At 40.4% G+C, this 18,506-nt stretch carries 18 protein-coding genes and 1 pseudogene; 8 read left to right on the forward strand and 11 right to left on the reverse strand.

Annotation, left to right across the window (positions count from 1 at the left end):
- Nucleotides 1-5: 5 nt before the first annotated feature.
- The 5 genes and pseudogenes from VJ09_RS18800 to VJ09_RS05655 all read right to left on the reverse strand — a co-directional run.
- Nucleotides 6-575: pseudogene (locus tag VJ09_RS18800) on the reverse strand (XTP/dITP diphosphatase); the annotation flags it as partial.
- Between the two features lie 20 nt (nt 576-595).
- On the reverse strand, nt 596-1,360 hold the full coding sequence (rph, locus tag VJ09_RS05640) for a ribonuclease PH (protein WP_044640622.1): 765 nt from the start codon (nt 1,358-1,360) through the stop codon (nt 596-598).
- 124 nt (nt 1,361-1,484) lie between these two features.
- Nucleotides 1,485-2,543 (reverse strand): GerMN domain-containing protein, encoded by a 1,059-nt coding sequence (locus tag VJ09_RS05645; protein ID WP_044640623.1) that lies wholly within the window; start codon nt 2,541-2,543, stop codon nt 1,485-1,487.
- A 72-nt stretch (nt 2,544-2,615) separates the two neighbouring features.
- Nucleotides 2,616-3,440, reverse strand: a complete 825-nt coding sequence (gene racE / locus VJ09_RS05650) for a glutamate racemase (protein WP_044640624.1) — start codon at nt 3,438-3,440, stop codon at nt 2,616-2,618.
- A gap of 125 nt (nt 3,441-3,565) precedes the next feature.
- Entirely contained in the window at nt 3,566-4,018 is a 453-nt protein-coding gene (locus tag VJ09_RS05655) for a MarR family winged helix-turn-helix transcriptional regulator (protein ID WP_230199099.1), read from the reverse strand.
- A gap of 315 nt (nt 4,019-4,333) precedes the next feature.
- Here VJ09_RS05655 and VJ09_RS05660 point away from each other — a divergent pair, with 315 nt between their 5' ends.
- Complete coding sequence (locus tag VJ09_RS05660) at nt 4,334-5,515, forward strand: MFS transporter (RefSeq protein WP_044640625.1); 1,182 nt, start codon at nt 4,334-4,336, stop codon at nt 5,513-5,515.
- A gap of 233 nt (nt 5,516-5,748) precedes the next feature.
- Here the strand turns inward: VJ09_RS05660 and VJ09_RS05665 are convergent, their stop codons facing one another.
- The 3 genes from VJ09_RS05665 to VJ09_RS17485 form a co-directional block, all read right to left on the reverse strand.
- On the reverse strand, nt 5,749-7,137 hold the full coding sequence (locus tag VJ09_RS05665) for an alanine/glycine:cation symporter family protein (protein WP_044640626.1): 1,389 nt from the start codon (nt 7,135-7,137) through the stop codon (nt 5,749-5,751).
- A 92-nt stretch (nt 7,138-7,229) separates the two neighbouring features.
- Nucleotides 7,230-7,853: a LysE family translocator gene (locus VJ09_RS05670; RefSeq protein ID WP_044641625.1), complete on the reverse strand. Its 624-nt coding sequence runs from the start codon at nt 7,851-7,853 to the stop codon at nt 7,230-7,232.
- Between the two features lie 210 nt (nt 7,854-8,063).
- The gene (locus tag VJ09_RS17485) at nt 8,064-8,933 is read right to left on the reverse strand and encodes a M23 family metallopeptidase (RefSeq protein ID WP_052807236.1); all 870 of its coding nucleotides are present in this window, start codon (nt 8,931-8,933) and stop codon (nt 8,064-8,066) included.
- 153 nt (nt 8,934-9,086) lie between these two features.
- Between VJ09_RS17485 and VJ09_RS05680 the strand changes: the two genes are divergently transcribed.
- Nucleotides 9,087-9,932 (forward strand): manganese catalase family protein, encoded by an 846-nt coding sequence (locus tag VJ09_RS05680; protein WP_044640627.1) that lies wholly within the window; start codon nt 9,087-9,089, stop codon nt 9,930-9,932.
- Nucleotides 9,933-10,102: 170 nt separating this feature from the next.
- Here the strand turns inward: VJ09_RS05680 and VJ09_RS05685 are convergent, their stop codons facing one another.
- Nucleotides 10,103-10,297, reverse strand: coding sequence for a hypothetical protein (locus tag VJ09_RS05685; protein ID WP_044640628.1), 195 nt, complete (start codon nt 10,295-10,297; stop codon nt 10,103-10,105).
- Nucleotides 10,298-10,635: 338 nt separating this feature from the next.
- Here VJ09_RS05685 and VJ09_RS05690 point away from each other — a divergent pair, with 338 nt between their 5' ends.
- From VJ09_RS05690 to VJ09_RS05715, 6 genes are all read left to right on the forward strand, one after another.
- Complete coding sequence (locus VJ09_RS05690) at nt 10,636-11,079, forward strand: ACT domain-containing protein (protein WP_044640629.1); 444 nt, start codon at nt 10,636-10,638, stop codon at nt 11,077-11,079.
- Between the two features lie 22 nt (nt 11,080-11,101).
- Nucleotides 11,102-12,406, forward strand: a complete 1,305-nt coding sequence (locus VJ09_RS05695) for a homoserine dehydrogenase (RefSeq protein WP_044640630.1) — start codon at nt 11,102-11,104, stop codon at nt 12,404-12,406.
- Nucleotides 12,403-13,479, forward strand: coding sequence for a threonine synthase (thrC, locus tag VJ09_RS05700; protein ID WP_044640631.1), 1,077 nt, complete (start codon nt 12,403-12,405; stop codon nt 13,477-13,479). The genes VJ09_RS05695 and thrC overlap by 4 nt, the downstream gene beginning before the upstream one ends.
- Nucleotides 13,476-14,399 (forward strand): homoserine kinase, encoded by a 924-nt coding sequence (gene thrB, locus VJ09_RS05705; protein ID WP_044640632.1) that lies wholly within the window; start codon nt 13,476-13,478, stop codon nt 14,397-14,399. The genes thrC and thrB overlap by 4 nt, the downstream gene beginning before the upstream one ends.
- A 120-nt stretch (nt 14,400-14,519) precedes the next feature.
- The gene (locus VJ09_RS05710; protein ID WP_044640633.1) at nt 14,520-14,897 is read left to right on the forward strand and encodes a hypothetical protein; all 378 of its coding nucleotides are present in this window, start codon (nt 14,520-14,522) and stop codon (nt 14,895-14,897) included.
- A gap of 16 nt (nt 14,898-14,913) precedes the next feature.
- On the forward strand, nt 14,914-16,224 hold the full coding sequence (locus VJ09_RS05715; RefSeq protein ID WP_044640634.1) for a hypothetical protein: 1,311 nt from the start codon (nt 14,914-14,916) through the stop codon (nt 16,222-16,224).
- A gap of 43 nt (nt 16,225-16,267) precedes the next feature.
- Here VJ09_RS05715 and VJ09_RS05720 read toward each other — a convergent pair whose 3' ends face one another.
- The gene (locus tag VJ09_RS05720; RefSeq protein WP_044640635.1) at nt 16,268-17,122 is read right to left on the reverse strand and encodes an alpha/beta fold hydrolase; all 855 of its coding nucleotides are present in this window, start codon (nt 17,120-17,122) and stop codon (nt 16,268-16,270) included.
- A 12-nt stretch (nt 17,123-17,134) separates the two neighbouring features.
- Nucleotides 17,135-18,340, reverse strand: coding sequence for a serine-tRNA(Ala) deacylase AlaX (locus tag VJ09_RS05725; RefSeq protein ID WP_044641627.1), 1,206 nt, complete (start codon nt 18,338-18,340; stop codon nt 17,135-17,137).
- Nucleotides 18,341-18,506: the final 166 nt, after the last annotated feature.

An 18,506-nucleotide genomic window follows, 5' to 3' on the forward strand; every position in this document is an offset into this window, starting at 1 on the left:
GTTAGTTCTTCTATTAATTTTTTGGTTGCTTGGGAACGATGACTTATCTGCTGCCTTCTTGGTATCCCAAGCTCTGCCATCGTAACACCTTCTTCTGGCAGATAAAAGAGTGGATCATAACCAAATCCTCCACTCCCTTGCAATTCGTCGACGAGAACACCATGCAATTCACCTCTGACGGTGAGCGTTTCTTCACCTGGAATCGCCAGTGCCATTACGCAGACATAATAAGCTCCTCGCTCATTACAAGGAACCTGACGAAGTTTTTGGAGAAGTTTCTCATTGTTCTCCAAGTCACTAGCATGCTCTCCAGCATAGCGAGCAGAGTAGATACCTGGCTCTCCATCTAGCGCAGGGACGACGAGCCCCGAATCATCTGAGATGACTGGGACATTTAACCACTTCGAGATCTCTTCCGCCTTTTTGCGGGCATTTCCCTCAAAGGTATCGGCATCTTCCGTTACCTCAGGCGCATTTGGAATGTCATGTAATCCTTTCACTTCTATACCCAGCTGTTCATAAAACAGACCACGAAATTCACGGATCTTGTTCTGATTACTAGAAGCAATGATCACATATGGAAAAGGCCATTCGGTCACGATTTAGATCCCTCCACTTGATTTACACCCTTCACCAATTGAGCGCGCCCTCCTAATGCTTCTTTTTGAAGGTCAATTAGTTCTTGTACTCCTTTTTCACCTAGCGCTAAAAGGTCATTTAACTGGTCTCGGGAAAATGGATTCTCTTCTCCCGTCCCTTGTAGTTCAATGTATTTACCGTCCCCTGTCATCACAATGTTCATGTCAACTAGGGCATGGGAATCTTCTTCATAGCAAAGATCTAGACATGCTTTTCCATTTACGATCCCTACACTGGTGGCTGCAAGGAAATCACGTATCGGTAGTTCTGGTAAAATTTGATTTTCCACTAATGTCGCTAAAGCGTCTACCATCGCAACATATGCTCCCGTAATCGAAGCGGTGCGGGTGCCTCCATCTGCTTGTATAACATCACAGTCGATCCAAATGGTGCGCTCACCCAATTTCTTTAGGTCTACTACAGAGCGAAGTGCGCGCCCGATCAAGCGCTGGATCTCCATGGTTCGCCCACCCAATTTACCCTTAGCTGCTTCCCGAATATTGCGGGCTTGGGTCGCACGAGGTAACATCGAATATTCTGCAGTGATCCAACCTTTTCCACTATTGCGCAAAAAAGGTGGTACACGTTCTTCTACTGTTGCAGTACAAATAACACGAGTATCTCCAACTGAAATAAGCACTGATCCTTCAGCATGTTTTATGTAGTTGCGTTCCAATATTACATTACGTAATTGATCTAACTCTCTTCCGTCTAATCTCAAGGATGTTCCCTCCAATCATTCTTTCAGTATAGCATACCCCTAGGGCTTCTTTTTGAAAAACAACCAAAGAAAAGACCCCTTTCTCTTAAAAAAGAAAGAGATCCTTTGACCGAGAGCTAAAACTCTAAAGCTGGCTCGGGTTCACATATTGCGGGCGATCAACTGGTACTTCTGCCTGCTTTCCATTGCTACTAACTCCAATCGTTTGATTGCCATTCACTGTAATCTTCACTTTTTTCGCTGTGGTATTTTCTGTTAAAGATAGCACAATGGAGTTTAGTACATTATTGCCAGCACTGTTATTTTGATACTGTAACATAGCCTCATTAAAATCGGCGTAGAGTGTATCCCCTTTTAACTCCACTTTATTTAACGTTACAGCAGAATCCATCACATTAACAAGTTGCGAACCATACTTTGGTCCTCTGATCAGCTCCGCAATGGTAGTAGCTGCTACATTCTCTGAGCGGTCGACCATCCGGGTGACAGGTACATAGAAGACCTTTTTATCATGATTTTGCATGAGATAGTAAACCGTGACCGGCATGGAACGGGTGATATCGATTCCCGCTGACAGATCGATATTGATCCCATTGGATCGTGTTAATCCCGCTGTATTAGATTTCCCTTTTGCTTGAAGCGGGGCACCCTCTACATAAAGATTTACTTCTTTAATCTGAGGATGACTGGTGAGAGACCAAGTAATTGCTTGAAAAATTTGCTGTTCTTTTGCTACATCATAACTTAAAAACTCTTTTGAGAACTCCACAGTTGCTTTACCATTGTCTACCTTTAGCGCCTTCACAGTTGTTCCTTTTGGAATAACAGCAGTAAAACCATTAGGTAGTTTGGCTGCATCAGGGGCATCTTGAATCAATTTCTGTACAATCGCTTTTGCTTGGGCTTGTACATCTTTGTTTTCTGTCATAGGGACTGTATATGGTGCAACATACTGCGAATCAGTCAAGAAGTAAAGTTCTGCACTTCCTTGCTTTTCCTGTGTTGCTTCTTGCTTTGCCTCGGTTTGATTTTTTTGAGCAACGGCTTCGGCATTAATCACTTGCACTGGAGGTGGATCAATTGGAGTGCTAGTTTTTTCCGAATCACTTGTGAATGAACATCCGACTACAACTAACGGAAACAGTAACAGAGCGGCAGTAGCCTGTGGTAATTTCTTTGACATTCTTTTTCCTCCCAAGGGACAAGTATTAGTACATATATATCGGTCCCTTGGAGAAATATCCCTAGTTTCTCTCTATTTTTTAAAAGAAGTTTGATAATCTCGTAGATCCACATGTTGAACACTGGGATCATCCAATAGAAGCCATTTGCGGATAATCGTTTGAAAACTAGCAGGAGAACCCGTAGTGAAAAATTGGTGTTCCACCTTACCTACTCCTTTTTCCACTAAATCCAATTTTTCTAAGACCATCTCCAAATCAATTGCTGTTTCTTCTGCTGGACTAATAATCTGTACTGCTGGGTCTAACACAGCTCGAATTAAGTTTTCAATCAAAGGAAAATGCGTACAACCTAACACCAAAGTGTCAAACTCCTGCTCTTGTAGCTCTTGTAACTCATCTTCGATTACCCTTTTTGCCATCGGCCCATCCCATTGACCACTTTCTACTAAAGGTATCAAATTGGGAGTAGCAGATCCCAAAACGTGAATCTTTGGGTCTACTTTGGCAATTGCTCGAACATATGCTTGACTGTCAATTGTTGTTTTCGTTCCAATTACCGCTACTCTTCTGCTTTGGGTCACCTTAGCGGCAGCTCTCGAACCAGGGTGAATTACCCCAATCACCGGGATCGATATCGCTTTTTGTACTGCTTCCAACGCTGCTACCGTTGCAGTATTACAAGCGATGACCAATGCTTTTAATGGAAATTGGGATAAATACGAAACTAACTCTAACGTAAAAGACTGAATCTCCTGCATCCGTCTCGGACCATAGGGACAACGAAGAGTATCTCCGAAATAATAGATTGTTTCTTGTGGTAGTTTTTTCATGATCTCTTTGGCAATGGTAAGCCCGCCAACTCCAGAATCAATTACTCCGATCGGGTTTATTTTCATCTGGTAACGTCATCTCCTATCTCGTCCCATCTGTCCTCACCTATATCATGGTTGATTTGCCTTATGATATGTAAATCCAAAAGTAAATGCCCCCTTCTACTTCTCTCAGGAAGGGGGCCGAATTATTAGGATTTATTCATTTGTTCGTGTAATTGAGTCAACATCTTCGTAATCCGAATAGCTTCTGCCTCAGAAATGGAACCAATCATCTTGGTTAAGTATGCTTGTCTAGCCTCTAATACTTGATCGATAATTTCTTTCCCCTTAGAAAGCATATGAATACGAACTACTCTACGGTCCCGTTCATCACGCACCCGTGCAACTAATTCATTTTTTTCCATTCGATCGACTAAATCAGTCATCGTGCTACATGCCAAAAACATCTTTTGGCTTAGCTCGCCAATAGTAAGATCGCCCTCTTCATATAACCAAATGAGTGCGGAAAACTGTGGCTGCGTTATTGGAAATCGGGTCAGTATCTCGCGTCCTTTTCGCTTCACGATCGTACTCACTTCACGAAGTAGACGCTCAATTAGCACTATGGATTCTTGCGTCATCGGTTTCTCTAGTTCGCTCATACAACTCTCCTTTTTCTGTGACAGAGAATATCTTAATAAAACATTATAATACATTTCAACAAAAAATGGGATTCTCATTGTTTCCTTTGAAAGGAATTGATAATAGGCAAATCCATTTTGCGAGTGAACGAGTCCCTCTATCAACTACCATCGTGTTACACTATAATAATCTGAAAAGTACGGTAAATGGAAGAGGAGGAAAGACATGCTGACAAATGCAAGACCTCCCTGCTAATCTAGTGAGTTACATCGTTCACGAGCACCTCCTATTTTGATTGGTACATTTCAATCAATCAAAAGGAGCGGAGCTTAATAATGGATTATGAAGCTAACATTTGGAAACTATACGTCGTTCGGTTTTTCTACAATCTAATACCAGCATATGTGATTGAACGATTATTCTGGGAACAAAAGGGTATGACGATTCAACTAGTTGTATATACCGAGATTATTTTTGCTATTACGGTTGTTTTGCTTGAGGTTCCAACAGGCATCATCGCTGATAAATGGGGACGAAAGAAAATGATCGTACTAAGTGCTCTGTTGGAATGTGGCATGCTTCTGATGTTGGTATTCGCAACAGAATTCTGGCACTTTGCAGTTGCTATATTTTTGGCAGGAGTCGCCCGTTCAGCAAGCAGTGGATCTGAAAACGCTCTTCTGTATGACTCCTTAATGCAAGACGGGAAGCAACATCATTTTGAAAAATATCTAGGTCGATTGTCAGCATGTGATTTGATATCTGCGATCATAGCGGCATTGTGCGGGAGTTATTTGGCAAATCGATATGATCTAGAGCTGAACTATTGGATATCGATAGTTAGCATGATGGTGGCCTTGTATGTTTCGATGATGTTAATAGAACCAACTGTGAAAAGTACATCAGAACAACCGATCAAAATGAGAGAGTATCTAATCGCTTCTATTACCTTTTTTAGAAAGTGTCCAGACATTTGTCTGGTCGTACTCTCTGGTATGATGATTGGTGCAACTCTTAGCTTCATGGACGAGTTCTGGCAACTCTACCTAAACAGATTGGAGTTTCCCATCTTATATTTTGGGTTATTTTCGGCAGCCATGATGATCTTAAGACTGCCTGGAAACTTCATCGTTCCGTTAATAAAAAGACGATTCCGTTACAGAACGATACTCTCTTGTGTAACCCTAGTTTTTGCAGGAGGCTTTTTCTGTATATCAATCGTCAAAGACGATATTGGTTTGGTGGCAATCTTGCTCATCTGCCTATTTTCAGGTGTAGTCGAACCCCTTACAACCGGGTATTTGCATCATCGAACTGAGTCTTCCATGCGGGCAACCATCGATTCATTTCAGTCATTGGGGCTGAATGCCATATTGATTTTCACAGGTCTGGGGTTCGGTTTCTTCTCATCCAAATTCGATGTCTTTGGTGGATTTGGGTTCATCGCTCTTGTCTCCGGGTTTTTTTGGGTTTATTTCAATATTATGTCAAAGAAACACTTAAAAGATGAAATATGAACAACAAATAAAATATCTTAATAGTATTATTTATATAACTAATAGCTAGTTGCATTAATCCAAGTTAAGCGTAGGCACGCCACTAGTTTCCCGCTTCTGCTTGTCCTACTTGTCTGAGGGATCTCTCCGGCTCCCTATCGCTCATAGTCGCATCTCAAAAGGGGAAAACCTCTAGCTTTGGGTTCATTATGCAACATGCTCTAAAAGACAAATATTTAGCTCAGATCCTTATATCAGGTCTGAGCTTTTGGTGTTCCTTTTTTTGGCTTCGTCTTTTGATAGTCCAAGAAACGATCTGTCTCTTCTTTTACGTGTTTATATAAGAACATCAAGGCAAATACATTAGGGACTACGACCAATACGAGAACGAGATCAACTAGTTTCCAACAAAACTCCAATGCTCCAATCGACCCTAACACGACTGCTCCAAGATAAAAGAATCTAGCAATGTAGCCTGCTTTGGGGAAGAACAGAAATTCTGCCTGTTTTTCACCGTAATAGATAATAACTCCAATCGTAGCAACTGCAAATAGTCCAATCATAAACGAGAGAATTACTTGGCTTGGAAACTCTCCAAACACCTTGCTAAAAGTTTGTAGAATCATTGCTTGTGCTTCTTCTGATTTCGCTCTTTGCCATTCACCAGACAAAATAACAACTAATCCTGATAACGAACATATCACAATCGTATCAATAAATACGGCGAAAATTCCCCAAAAACCTTGCTGTGACGGATATTCTACCTCAGCTGTGGCATTGGCAATCGCCGAATTTCCCATTCCTGCATCACTGGTATACAATCCTCTCGCCATACCCCATCGGATTGTCTGCACGATACCCGCTCCTGCAAACAGTCCAATCGGTGCTGTTTTGGTAAAGGCATGCTGAAAAATGAGCCCAAACGTTTCCGGAATCTGATCACGGAGAGTAAAAATGATATATCCCGTCAAACCAACATAAACCAGTACCAAAAATGGAAGCAATTTTTCCGTTACTTTTCCGATTCGCTGAACTCCACCAAATACCATGATTGCAACTAAAATAGCTAGTCCAATCCCTACCATTAGTTTCGACCAACCAAAGGAACTAGTAACGATTTTAGAAAAACAGTTCGCTTGTACCATCGAACTCGCAAAAACCTCAAACATAAGTCCTGTCGCATAGATGATACTTGGGATCTTCCAGTGAAGTCCCTTTTGCATATAATAAACAGGTCCTCCAACCCACTCGTCCTTCTCATTCTTCTCTCTGAATTTTATCCCTAGGACGATCTCTGCATAAATAAGCGACATCCCAATAAGTGCCACGATCCACATCCAAAAAAGCGCCCCAGGTCCGCCAAATCCAATCGCCACAGGTACTCCAACTACATTTGTAGCTCCTGCAGTACTCGCAAGAGAAGTAGTAAATGCCTGAAATGGAGATAAGGTTCCTGATTTACTTTTTTCTTGTTTAGAAAACAGCTTCCCTACTGTCTCTTGTAAGACTACCTTGGCATAACGAAAAGGTAGGAATTTTAATTGGAAGGTAAAAAAGATTCCACAAAAAAGAAGCAAGAGGATCATGGGATAACCCCAGATAAAATCAGATATCTTTTCAATTGTTTTCGTAAAAGTTTGCATGGCTCTCTCCGCTTTACAATAATACTTTCAGCATTTGCAATTCAGAGAGAAACATACAGAATAAGATAGGAAGGAATAGAAAAAGGCCCTTCTTAGACAAAAAGAGCCTGAATAACTTGATATCCGAAATAAAAGCCAAATCCAATCAAAAAACAACCTGCTGCAATAGATAATATACGAACAAAAGTTGCGTTCATCGCTTGTCTGCTAAAATGAACTACTCCTGACACAAACAAATCCCACAAAGCTACGCCTAAGAAAATGGCGCTAGAGTATAGTAACGATTGCTGGAAGCTCACTTTGGTCATCGCGCTCGCCAAAACAGATCCATAGATTCCAATCCAGAAAATGATATTTATTGGATTTGCTAGTGTAATCGTAAAACCAGTCATAAATGATTTCCACAGAGGTTCTTCTTGAAAGCTACTGATCAGGACCGTTTGGGAAGAATCGCGAATACTTTCGTATCCGATATAGAGCAACGTGATAAACCCAAAACTCCATAAAAAAAGCTTGGCAGTTTCTGTAACTAAAAATTGGGCAACTCCCGCATAGATTAGAGTCATCAGGATGAGGTCTGCTACCATCCCTCCAATTCCTACCACCCAACTGTGAAAAAAACCAAACCGTATACCTCTTTTCACCATTTCGATGGTAAGCGTGCCAACTGGCACAGCAAGGGATAGTCCTAACAGAACATAGCTAAAAAAAGTCAATTTTGGTATCCCCGCTTTCCACAAAAAGTCAAGGATACTCTCTTCTGACTCCATGTTATTGCTTGTCTGGTTCGAACACATTTTGTTCGTAAGCCTACTTCTTTTGCCAGCCCCCATTGGTCATATATATTGGCCAATTGTCTCCCCTCCGCCGACGAGCTTGTCTTTCTCTAGCTATATGTGCAGAGGTGGGTAGACATGCTATACAAGTTACTTTTTAGGGTCTGGGTCCCACATTCGTAAAAATACATAGGGATTAACAGCTTCTCGTTGAAGTGCGATATATCCTGATCGGACATACATTCCAAAATGCAAATGTGGTGCGAATTTCCCAGTCGTACCCTCTGGACCATAGCCACTATCTCCTACGTATCCAATTACTTGCCCTTTCGTAACGATATCTCCCTGTTCTAGACCTTCAGGGTAATGATGAAGATGAGCATAGTAATAAAAAAATTGGGGATGTTCTTCGTCCTGAATTGTGACCGTCCAACCACCTAAGGTATTCCAACCTTTTTTGACGACTTTCCCTTTTGTAACAGCCACTAGTGGAGTTTCCATAGGTGCAAATAGATCAATTCCCTCATGTTGCCGTTTTCCTCCAAAACTGCGTGGATCGCCCCAACTGTTACTATAGGAGACTTTTTTCCGGACATCCGGGGCAAATGGAAAAGCGTATTTCTGCGTCAAAGGTTCTGCCTGCCACTGATATGCATCCGCAATTTGAAACACCTTTTCCACTTTTGCTTGCGATTGTTCTTGTATCATAACCTCCCGCAGATTTTTTTCAGTCGCTTCTTGTTCGCCCAATATACTTCTCCATGCTTTCGCTATTTTTTCCAACTCTTGAGAAGTCGTTTGGGTGTAATCATATTTCTCCTCTTCCCAAGCTGCTAGATAATACCATGGGATATCATATTTTGCAGAAATGTTCAGGATATTCTTCGCTTGTTTATCTGGCAAACGGAACTCGCGAATCTCTTTCTTTTCCCAACTGACATAACCTTCCCCTACTAGGTACCAAACACCCAATCCTATTATTGCAACCAAGATTAACATTACGATCAGAAATCGTTTCACTAAATCCCTCCTCTGTGTTTATCTAGTTGATTGTCTCCCTACCTCCATTATAAAGAAAAATGGAGTACTAGATTCTTCGTAGTACCTAAATGTATATGAAGACAAAGTAATTGGAAAACTTAACTTGCTGTTATATACCAAAGGAGGTACTCCATGTTTTATTATAAAGAACTACTCATCAATGAAATGGTCCCTGACCAACCAGACCCACAAGCTGCAAAGGTCCTACAGGAAATATTAGGTGGTCGATTTGGGGAAATGCGCACGATGATGCAATTCTTCTTTCAAAGTTCCAATTTTCGTGGAAAAGCGAAACAGTTCCGCGATCTTTTAAAAGGGATTTTTATCGAAGAGATTAGTCATGTGGAACTTGTTCAACATACGATCAACCAACTTTTAAATGGATCAGGGGAAGCGGCACAAAAGGATGGAACAACCGTTCCTTTGCGGGAAGCAGCTAGAGAAGCAAACCCTCATCACTACATTATTGGTGCGCAAAGCTCTTTGCCTTTCGATGCTGCCCAAAATCCGTGGAATGGATCTTGGGTATACAGCCATGGAAATTTAATCAGCGATTTGCTTGATAACCTAGTATTAGAATCGACAGGCGTACTGCAAAAATCACGAATCTATGAAATGAGTTCCAACAAAACATTCCGTGAAACGTTGGCCTTTTTAATCGTTCGCGATAATGCACATCAAAATGCATTTGCAAAAGCACTCGAAACACTAGGAGTAAACTGGGGTAAAGTATTACCTATTCCAGATTATGATATCACTCGGTTCCCAGAATGTCGGAAGTACATAGACAGGGGCTTCCACCATATTCAATTTAACTTCCGCTTAGATGAAACTCGAATCAGTGAAATTTTCCAAGGACCAGCTCCAAGCCGACATGGTGGAGAGCTTTCCATAGTGGAACCGCCTGCCGGCTTTCCTGTTCCTGAATTGCCAGAACTCCCGATCGAATATAGTCCCGGTCTTCCAGAGAATCTCTAATCCCAAAGAAAAGGGCATCCCTTCTAAAATGAAGGAATGCCTTTTCTTTGGGATAGCCATACATACGAACATTGCGACCAAATACAACAGGTCTTTGGAGCGGAGCTTGAGAGTGAAATAAAATAAAAGGATCAACTCAAAAAATGAGTTGATCTCGTCTAGCTGACTTATTAGATTGTGAAAATCATAGATAGTAATAACATGAAAAAGAATAACAGAGCAAAGATTACAAATAACATTTTTTTCATTTTAGAATGCTTTCCTTTGTAACCAATGAAATATTTCCTTTTCATGACATCCTCTAACAGAAATTTCCCAGAAATAATTACTCCAACCAATAGCAACATTACCAATTCGTTCATCATCTCAGATCACTCCTTTTGATAAATTAGCGAACTGAGAATCCAGTCCGCCATAGTAACCTCCAAGAAAAATTCCGTGAAGTTTACTATGGCAGACTGGTGATGGAATTGTGCTAGACAAAGATATTATAGACTAACATTGTATACTTCGAATAAAAAATAAATTGAGAATTCATGAACACCTTGTATCATTCATTTGAAGGTGTTCTTTTTTCTTTATTAATAAGTTTAGTTGAAATAAACGGAATAAAAACATATTTAGGATAACAATTGTCATGAGGGATTTTATCCGTTATCATGTCCTCTATAAATAAACATATGTCTACTTCAGGAGGACACATATGAACCAAGAAGAAAAATTCTACTTAATTCGCTCCGATATGCTACCAGAGTCTATAGCTAAAACGGTAGAAGCAAAGAGATTGTTAGAGTCCGGTGAAGTCGATACGGTGAACGATGCGGTGGAACGAGTAGGATTAAGCCGCAGTGCTTTTTATAAATACAAAGATGCTATATTTCCATTCAACTCCATGATGAGCGAAAAAATCATGACGATCACTTTTTCATTAGATCACCAGTCTGGATACCTTTCCAAAGTTCTCGCCTATGTAGCAGATCAAGGCGGAAACGTATTGACAATCAATCAAACTATTCCTTTGCAAGGGATCGCCAATATTTCGTTGTCAGTTGATATGGGACATCTGAAGATCACCACCACAGAGTTCTTAGAAGGATTGCAACAATTATCTGGTGTACGCAAAGCAATCATTGTCGGGCGTGGATAGACAGAGACAAGGAGGAACAGACATGGACAAGCAGATGATAAAAGTAGGATTAATGGGGTTTGGCACTGTAGGAACGGGTGTAGTCCGTCTCATTCAGGCCCATCAGGAAGACTTACAAAAGCAGGCAGGTTTCGCAATCAAAATCCAAAAGATTTTAGTTAAGGATGCAGCAAAATATCGGAATATCCCATTGATGGACCATTTAGTCACGACCGATCCGAATGAACTGCTTGACGATCCAGACATTGATATTATCGTCGAAGTGATCGGAGGGGTTTCTCCAGCGAAAGAATACATACTGGGAGCACTGGAGAGAGGCAAACACATCGTCACAGCAAACAAAGACTTGATGGCTTTGCACGGTGGCGAGATTTTACAAAAAGCACAAGAGAATAGATGTGACGTCTTTTATGAAGCGAGTGTTGCCGGTGGTATTCCTATTCTTCGTGCGTTGGTGGAAGGGTTCTCCTCTGATCGTATTACGAAAATGATGGGAATCGTGAATGGAACAACCAACTACATTCTAACCAAAATGAGTCAAGAAGGTAGTAATTATGCAGATGTCCTGAAAGAGGCCCAATCTTTGGGATATGCAGAAGCGAATCCGTCCTCCGATGTAGAAGGTTTCGACGCAGCCCGAAAATTGGCGATCTTAGCTACTCTTGGGTTCCATGTTCCCATCAAGCTGGAACATGTCGATGTCAGAGGGATCAGCTCAGTGAACAAGGAAGATATCGCCTATGGTAAGCAATTGGGGTATGAAATGAAACTAATCGGACTGGCCCAACGTGATAAAGATGCAATCGAAGTGAGTGTTCAACCAACGATGGTACCAAAGTCTCACCCATTGGCGTCTGTGAATGGGGTCTATAACGCTGTGTATGTTCATGGGGAAGCAGTCGGGGAAACGATGTTCTATGGACCAGGGGCTGGTGAGTTACCTACTGCGATGGCAGTTGTATCTGATCTAGTGACAGTCGTAAAAAACAGGAAACTGGGAGTGAATGGTCACGGAATGATCGCACCATATAAAGAACAAATACTCAAAGATGATAGTCAGAAACTATCTAAATATTTTCTCCGCATCGTTGTTGCTGATCAAAGAGGGGTTCTGGCACAAATTACTCAGCTTTTGGCAAACGAAAATATTTCATTAGAACAAGTGATTCAACAACCATTAAACGAAGGAGCTCAAGCCGAAATTATTATGGTTACTCACATGGCTTCTAAATTGGATATGGATCATGTATTGAAACACATGGAGCAGATGGAGATTGTGACCGAAGTTAAAAGCTACTATCACGTAGAAGGAGGAGACAAAAATTGAGTAGTCGGTTAGGAATTATCTCTCGCTATCAAGAATTTCTCCCTGTAACAGAGCAAACACCGCATATCAGCTTGCATGAGGGAAACACCCCATTGATTCATGCACCTAACTTATCTAAACAACTAGGGGTTCATCTGTATGTCAAATACGAAGGTCTGAACCCGACAGGTTCATTTAAAGATCGAGGAATGGTAATGGCTGTAGCCAAAGCGATCGAAGAAGGTAGTACGACGATTATGTGCGCCTCTACTGGCAATACCTCCGCTGCTGCCGCTGCATACGCTGCAAGGTCTGGTCTGCGTTGTATTGTTTTGATTCCGAGCGGTAACATTGCCTTGGGAAAATTAGCTCAAGCAATTGCGTATGGGGCGGAAGTAATAGCCATTGATGGGAACTTTGATGAAGCACTCCAGATTGTGCGCGAGATCACCATGAATGAGCCAATTACACTAGTAAACTCCGTAAATCCGTACCGAATTGAGGGACAAAAAACAGCAGCCTTTGAAATTTGCGACGCACTTGGCAAAGCACCAGACATTCTTGCCATTCCAGTAGGAAATGCCGGCAACATTACTGCCTACTGGAAAGGATTCAAAGAATATCAAGCTAGCGGGAAAATATCTCAATTGCCACAAATGTTTGGATTTCAGGCGGCTGGGGCAGCTCCTTTGGTACACGGTAAACCTGTTCCCAATCCGGAGACGATCGCTACTGCTATTCGAATAGGCAATCCGGCAAGCAAAGAAGGGGCAAAAAATGCCATTTGCGAATCGAATGGGCTTGTAGACAGTGTTACAGATGAAGAAATCCTGCATGCTTACCAACTCTTGGCTAAATCCGAAGGTGTCTTTTGCGAACCAGCATCCGCTGCATCACTAGCTGGGATCATCAAACTTCGAGAGAGCGGAAAGTTAGCGGAAGGGGCAACAATCGCTTGTGTGTTGACAGGTAACGGATTAAAAGATCCAAATATCGCCTTGAAACTAGTTGGAGAAGAACCACGTACAGTGCCCGCTACACGTTCAGCTGTAATGGCCCTGATTGATGAACATGTTGGAGATTTGTCATCATGAACGGCAAGTTGGTTCGCGTAACGATTCCCGCTAGTACCGCCAATCTTGGACCAGGCTTCGATACACTCGGGATGGCTTTTCAGTTATATTCCACTGTTGAAATGAAGATCACGGATCAATTCAAAATAGAATTGGTAGGAAAAGAGTTACAAGGAACTCCCACGGATAAAAGCAACTTGCTTTATCAAGTGGCAGCAAGCTTGTTCGAAAAAGCTGGACATGCCGTTCCAGAGCTTTTTATCAGAGCATCTAGTGAAGCTCCATTGACTCGAGGCCTTGGTAGTAGCGCAGCAGCAATTGTGGGTGCACTTATTGCCGCTAATTATTTAGCAAACGAACCATTCACTCGTGAACAATTGTTTGCGATGGCTACCCAAATAGAAGGTCATCCCGACAACGTTGGAGCGTCTATGTTCGGTGGGATCATGGTCGCAACGATGCCAGAAGAAGACGGAGCACCTGTACCATATGTCCGTTTCGAACCACCAGCAGGATTACAAACATTAGTGGTCATACCGGACTATCCGTTGTCGACCGAAACAGCACGAAACGTTTTGCCTGATACTTATACCAAACAAGATGTTTTCTATAATGTTGGTCGTAGTAGTTTGCTAGTAGCCGCCTTGGCACAAGGTAGACTGGATCTACTTAGCCAAGCGATGAGAGATCGGCTTCACCAACCATACCGAGCACCACTCGTACCTGGCTTACTCGATATATTGAACGAGGCAACCCAACATGGAGCGATCGGAACAGCTCTAAGCGGTGCTGGACCAACCATCCTCTGCTTTTACAACACTATGGAAGATCGGGATCGTTTGCTAGGATTTGTAGGTAATGTAATGAACGTGCAGGGTGTTTCTTATCGGAGCATGGAGTTAGATTTAGATAGGTTGGGTGTTCAGATGGAAATCGAATAAAGGATAAGACGGATATATAGATATCCGTCTTTTTTACTTTCCTATCAAATATATTATTTACCTATTCTAAATATTTTTATGATAAAATTTATTTTGCATTCTATAATTTAGGAGGTAAAGATGACAAATAGCAAATCGAATCAATATAACCTAAAACAAGGAATGTTTGTAATTGCAAATGATCAGGGTACTGCAAAGGGCGAAATGACGATCCATACATCAGAGAATACAACTCAAAAAGATCTACTGAGTGTCTTGGAAAAACTACTAGACGCTGTTCAAAAAGACAAGGTTATCTCCGATAGTACTAAAAGCGAACTAGCAATTCGGACAGAAGATATGATCTCAGATCTACAAGAGGATGATCTTAGCGAGAAACGAGTTGGGAGATTCCGCTCTTTTCTAGAACAAAGAGCACCAGAACTCCAACTATCTGCTACTCTGTTTGGCATGGTTAGTGCAGTAAAAGATGGACTCGATCTTTATTTTCAGATTTAAGGAGTGATTATAGAAATTGATAAATATAAAGCAATTAGAAGACTATTTGTTTTGTAAGGAATATTGGTCTCAAAATCGAGAAAGTCACAACAAGTTGATTGATATTAGTGCACAACGTGAGCGTTACATAAAACGACAAAAGCAAAATGAATTTCTAGAGAGATTATTCGAAGAACAAAAGCCTACGAAAAAAAAGAAAAAGCAACAAAAGAAGAGTTTCTTTAATAGATGTATAGAACTATACCGATCACTCAAGAAAAAAAGTTTGATCCGAAAACTAAGTTTCTCTCAAATTAAGGCAGAAGAAATAAAAGATAATGATACCCTTCTACTAGCCGATGTCTCCTACCAAAAACCTCTTTACGGTGAGATCTCTCAAATAAAGTTAGAAAATGGGTCTATCGTTTTTACCCTTGCACGAACAGAAGAAAAGCAAAGTCCTCCTAGCTATCAACCCAACTCCAGATACTCTGATTTAATCGTTTTGTCTGCCTACCTTTATTTAATTAAACTACATTTTCCTAGACACAAAGTTTTAGGGAAAATCGATTATGGAAAAAATACTTCTAGTAATATTCATTCCTATGAGTATGGAAGTTCTAAAATGGTGAAAGCGGAAAAAATTATGTTTAAGCTACTAGATGAAATTAATAATGGGAAAACAAACAGAGTTATTCCTGTTTTTCCATTTCGTTGTCCCACATGCCCTCTATATACTCAATGTGATAAAAAAATGATCTATCCAATAAGACAACTAAAAGGAACAAAAGAAGAAGATCCAAAATATCTTTTAGAAGAGTACTTACGGTTATATACAAAATTGTTAAAAAGCAGTTGGTCAACTTGGAAAGGTAATTTAAAAGAGTACAACCAATTTCTACACAGTCATAAAAAAACCCGGACTGTTTTAGAGAAAATACTTAATAAAAAAACGCTCTATGACATGCAACATCTTGTACAAACCGGAGTTTTCCATGAACGAGATCTTTATAACAGCTATATGTCTAAGAAAGAGCTCCCCAACTTTCAATACCAACTTATGCTCTACCTTGACGCAAATAGAATCCTTACTCCAATAAAAGAATTGATGAAAGCTTATGGGCTAACTCAATTTTATGATCACAAATCAAATCATGATATATTAATTCATAACTTTCTGGAGAAAGAACTCTACATGATTCACAGTTTGATAAAAAAGGAGTTATCATTAGATTTACCCGTAGAAACAGTAAAACAGATTGTGAACAATTACACTGTGGAGCATGGACAAATTAACATAGCTAATGATCAAGGGAAAATCGAAGCAAAAATAAACTTATTTAAATAAACACCAAAAAGACTAGCATCAAAAATTGCTAGTCTTTTTGGTGTTACCTTCTATCTTCTTGTATCCATTTGATTAAATGAGAATCGAATAAATCTGGTTCTTCCAACATGGGATTATGACCACTACGCTCAAAAATCACTTTTGTTACATTTGAAAGTTTTCCCTCAATCGAGTCCCATAATGAACTGGGACCAACCAAATAATCATATTTCCCTAATCCAAGGAACACCGGTTTCTCAAAGTTAGTTAAAGACTCGATCATATTAAGCTTCCCAAAAACTTCTCCCCATAAATAATCGATGACTGGCATATTTGTGTACACACCATTCCACATGGGAGTAGCATCCAATGTGGAATCATAAAAGCTATGTGCACCCATTCGAATACACATATGAGCAAATCGTTTTTCTGGCTCTTTTTCCATATCGTTTGCTAATAAAGCGATATCTTTTTCAAACTTGCTCTTTCTTTCTGGACTTGCGGTTTGGTTAAAAAAAGAAATACTCTGTTCTTGTCGTTCTTGGCTATTTGTAGGGGCTGAGTTCAATAAAACAACTTTTCGAACATAAGAGGGGTATTTTTTTGCATATTCTAAAGCAAGAAATGCATTTCCTGAATGTCCTAGTATAACAAAATCCTCTAAACAAAGTTTTTCTCTCATCATTTCGATATCTTCTAAAATCCGGTCTAATGTATAGTCCTCTGGTTTCAAATCTCGTGATGGCTTTACATGACCTTTATGGTCAATAAAAATTAGCTTCAGTTGTTTTCTTAGCTGTTTAGAAAATAGCTGAGGATAATAAACCTTACTGCCAACTACAAGTACAGGTTCTCCATTTCCTTCTATACTGTATGCTAATTTAAATCCATCCAATTCTACAATCCCATCATTACTCAATACTGATCCCCCTCACACCTGCAATTTCATCAACTCTTCCATTAATCGCTCTGCTGAAACGATCTTGTCTCCTCCCCCTTGGGCAAATGATGTATTCCCTCCGCCTTTCCCATTTATAATAGGTAAAATGCCTTTTACTAACTGATTCATATTGATATTCAACTCATTACTTCTCGTACAAACTAGTTGTAACTTGGTTTCATTTTCATTTATAAAAACCACTAGGATATCGTTCGTTTTCATGGTAATCGTTTTTGCCAGTTGCTGTACTTCTACAATCGGGCGGTTTAGAAAGATGGCTTTGACTAATTTGAAGTCACCATGTAACTGCGCTTTGTCGATGAATGCATTTACTTCATGATCGATCAGCTTCATTCTTAATTCATCCACTGTTTTTTCGAGATCTCTTGTTTGTTGTAAGACCCGATTTGCTGCTTCCTTCATTTGTTCTTGTGGGGCATTGAGAATAGTAGTTAAACTTTGAATGACCTTCTGTTTTTCATGTAGCTGTTTTAACACTCTATTTCCACACACAAAGTAAACGCGAATATGTTTCTTTTGCTTTTCCCAATGTAAAATTTTGATTGAACTGACCTGTCCTGTTGAGTTGGGATGTGTTCCACCACAACCGTTATAATCAAAGTCTGGAATAATTACTAGACGAATATTTTCGGATACGGATAGTTCCTTTCTCAGAGAAAAATGCTCAAGCTCCCTCTGTGTTACCCACTTCGCATCGATAGAGCGATTCTCCAGGATGATGTTATTTGCCACTGCCTCTACTTGACTTGCTTCCTCATCCGTCAAATTTGCTATATTGAGGTCTATCGTACAAACTTCTTTCCCTAAATGGAAACTAACGGTTTTATAACCATAAACATTTTCAAATGCTGCTGATAAAATATGTTGGCCAGCATGTTGTTGCATATGATCGAAACGTCGATTCCAGTCTAGTTCTCCAACGTACTCGTTATGTACCTGACTCTTAATAGGCTCCTCTATGTAATGTCGAATTTCCCCTTCCACTTCCTCCACATCATAAACACGAGCACCATTTAGTGTGCCAGTGTCATAGGGTTGTCCACCTCCAGTTGGGTAAAAAGCCGTTTTTTCTAACACTACATAGAAACGTCCTTTTTCATCTTGATCCAGTTTTTGAACCTTACTTGTAAAAGACCGCATGTATTGATCTTGATAATATAATTTTTCGGTTGCCATCTCTTCCCACTCACCTTTTCCATAACATGATGTACATAATTGCAAAATACTCCCTGATCTTGTTTCAAACCACTCCATTGATGCATTTGGTAAATGATCCAAGGCGGTCCAATAGATTTATTATACAGAGAGAGAAACTTCAAAACAAAAAAGGAGGCTATTCTAT

Origin of the sequence: Risungbinella massiliensis (assembly GCF_000942395.1) — a bacterium.
Classification (GTDB): domain Bacteria; phylum Bacillota; class Bacilli; order Thermoactinomycetales; family Thermoactinomycetaceae; genus Risungbinella; species Risungbinella massiliensis.